We start from the raw sequence: 2,449 nt of genomic DNA, 5'->3' as shown, positions 1-2,449 counted from the left end.
TCTGACCCAACCCAAGGGATATGTTAAACAATTCAGCAAACAAAATGCATTTATTAGCAAACTGTTGAAGAAAAAATTCCCTCAGCTTGAGGAAGTCTTACTAACCAGACATGAAAAATATAATGAAACCGTTGCTTTCTGTGAGCAATTGGAGAAAGACGGAAAAGCCATTATTATTCGTCCCGAATATTCTCTTAATAGCTTTGAGAAGGATATCAGCAAGCTTAGAGAAACCTGTCAGCATGGTTACGATTCGGCAATAGACCGTATGCCAGATATTCGTAAGTTGTTCAACTAGCTATCCCCTTTAAAGCTTCCCAAGCAAATAAAGAACACGCCCTATTCGGCGTGTTCTTTATTTGCTCTTAGTATCAATAGCTCACTGCTGATCATCAGCTCATCTAAGCTTTTAAACTCATAGCCCTGACGACGTGCCTCATCAATAATGCTTCCTAAGGCCTCTGTGTTATCCTTGGAGACCGAATGCAATAAAATGATAGCACCAGGATGGAGCTGTTTTATGACTTCTCTATACGCAAATTCTGTTCCTCTCTGTGCATTCACATCCCAATCCTTATAGGCAACAGACCAGAAAACATTTGTATAACCGAATTGCTTGCTTGCCGCAAGCACCCTCTCGTTAAAAATACCTCTCGGAGCACGAAGATAATTCATTTCCTTCTGTCCAGTTAATATGGCGACTTGCTCTTTCACTTTCTCCAGTTCTAATTTAATTTGTCCCTCTGAGAGCTGAGACATGTCGGGGTGGCTCCATGAATGATTGCCAACAATATGCCCCTCTGCAACGATTCTCTTCATCAGCTCCGGCTGATCCTTCACATAATGCCCGGTTACAAAAAACGTCGCTGGCACCTTTTTGTTTTTAAGTACATCGAGAATTTTAGTCGTATAACCGTTCTCATAACCATTATCAAACGTTAAGAAGAGATCTTTCTTGTTCGTATCGCCGAGAAATAGAGCACCGTGCTTCATTATAATATCTTTAAATCCCTCTTCATCAATAGAAGGCAAACGTCCGTCTACGCTCTTTTTAAAGCCAAAATGGTATGCTCCCGGCTGTGCCAGAACAGACGATACGAACAATAGGCAGCACCCTATGACAATTAACAAAGTAGTTATCGATATCTTACGCTTCAAAAATAAAACCCTCCCTATCCATTTCCTCAATTAAACATTCTAGTGTAGCTATATTACCCCAAATTGGGCATTTATACTCCTAACGGTTCAGAAGGAATGTATAGGTAAGCATAAAAAAATCACCTACTCAATTGTCTTGTGGACAAAAGAATAAGTGATTTATGTATCGTTCATTAATTGAGAAAAATGGTCGGGACGACACGATTTGAACATGCGACCCCCTGGTCCCAAACCAGGTGCTCTACCAAGCTGAGCTACGTCCCGAGAAAAGATGGTGCCGTCGAGAGGACTTGAACCCCCAACCTACTGATTACAAGTCAGTTGCTCTACCAGTTGAGCTACAACGGCACATCGATTATGATCACCATATCGTGGTGATTTGGATGAGTATCAGTAAGCTGATCTTCATCTTAAGAAAAAATGGTGCCGTCGAGAGGACTTGAACCCCCAACCTACTGATTACAAGTCAGTTGCTCTACCAGTTGAGCTACAACGGCGTATAATGTTTCTTCACCCTGAAGGATGATTGGTTGCGGGGGCAGGATTTGAACCTGCGGCCTTCGGGTTATGAGCCCGACGAGCTACCGGGCTGCTCCACCCCGCGTCAATTAAATAAAATATGGTGACCCGTAGGGGACTCGAACCCCTGTTACCTCCGTGAAAGGGAGGTGTCTTAACCACTTGACCAACGGGCCTTGAGAAATAGGAACGGAGAGAGAGGGATTCGAACCCTCGCACCACTTACGCAGTCTAACCCCTTAGCAGAGGGTCCCCTTGAGCCACTTGGGTATCTCTCCAAACTTGGCTCCCCGAACAGGACTCGAACCTGTGACAACTCGATTAACAGTCGAGTGCTCTACCAACTGAGCTATCAGGGAAAATATGGTGGGCCCTAGTGGACTCGAACCACCGACCTCACCCTTATCAGGGGTGCGCTCTAACCAGCTGAGCTAAGGGCCCTAAGCGAAAACATAACCTGCTATGTATGGCAATTTTGTTTTTGCAAATTTAGGGAAAATTGCGCCCTGAAAACTGGATACGAAAGATAGGTTTGCTGAAACCTTATTGCTGCTGTCTGCCGGATGTATGGGTCCAAACAAACGATTTTAGGATAAGCCCTCGACCGATTAGTATTCGTCAGCTCCACACATTGCTGTGCTTCCACCCCGAACCTATCAACCTCGTCGTCTTCAAGGGGTCTTACATACTGGGAAATCTCATCTTGAGGGGGGCTTCACGCTTAGATGCTTTCAGCGCTTATCCCGTCCGTACTTGGCTACCCAGCGGTGCT

Annotated in this window: 2 protein-coding genes, 8 tRNA genes and 1 rRNA gene (1 of these 11 cut by a window edge); 1 reads left to right on the top strand and 10 read right to left on the bottom strand. The window is 44.7% G+C overall.

Annotated features, from left to right (window positions below):
- The coding region (locus CEF13_RS07530) for a DUF6363 domain-containing protein (protein ID WP_342352584.1) at positions 1–298 on the top strand (298 nt) is incomplete at its 5' end.
- 41 nt (positions 299–339) lie between these two features.
- Here CEF13_RS07530 and pdaA read toward each other — a convergent pair.
- The 10 genes from pdaA to CEF13_RS07480 all read right to left on the bottom strand — a co-directional run.
- Positions 340–1,176, bottom strand: a complete 837-nt coding sequence (gene pdaA, locus CEF13_RS07525; protein WP_424991965.1) for a delta-lactam-biosynthetic de-N-acetylase — start codon at positions 1,174–1,176, stop codon at positions 340–342.
- A gap of 169 nt (positions 1,177–1,345) precedes the next feature.
- Positions 1,346–1,422 (bottom strand) — tRNA-Pro (locus CEF13_RS07520).
- Positions 1,423–1,430: 8 nt separating this feature from the next.
- A tRNA-Thr gene (locus CEF13_RS07515) sits at positions 1,431–1,506 on the bottom strand.
- A gap of 73 nt (positions 1,507–1,579) precedes the next feature.
- Positions 1,580–1,655: transfer RNA gene (locus CEF13_RS07510), tRNA-Thr, on the bottom strand.
- Positions 1,656–1,685: 30 nt separating this feature from the next.
- A tRNA-Met gene (locus CEF13_RS07505) sits at positions 1,686–1,762 on the bottom strand.
- Between the two features lie 16 nt (positions 1,763–1,778).
- Positions 1,779–1,853 (bottom strand) — tRNA-Glu (locus tag CEF13_RS07500).
- Positions 1,854–1,867: 14 nt separating this feature from the next.
- Positions 1,868–1,955 (bottom strand) — tRNA-Ser (locus CEF13_RS07495).
- A gap of 5 nt (positions 1,956–1,960) precedes the next feature.
- Positions 1,961–2,036, bottom strand: a tRNA-Asn gene (locus tag CEF13_RS07490).
- A gap of 5 nt (positions 2,037–2,041) precedes the next feature.
- Positions 2,042–2,118, bottom strand: a tRNA-Ile gene (locus CEF13_RS07485).
- An 82-nt stretch (positions 2,119–2,200) separates the two neighbouring features.
- Positions 2,201–2,449, bottom strand: a 16S ribosomal RNA gene (locus CEF13_RS07480) (it continues 1,251 nt past the right edge of the window).

Source organism: Paenibacillus castaneae, from assembly GCF_002884445.1.
Taxonomy (GTDB): Bacteria; Bacillota; Bacilli; order Paenibacillales; family Paenibacillaceae; genus Pristimantibacillus; species Pristimantibacillus castaneae.
This window is presented reverse-complemented; position numbering and strand designations above follow the sequence as displayed.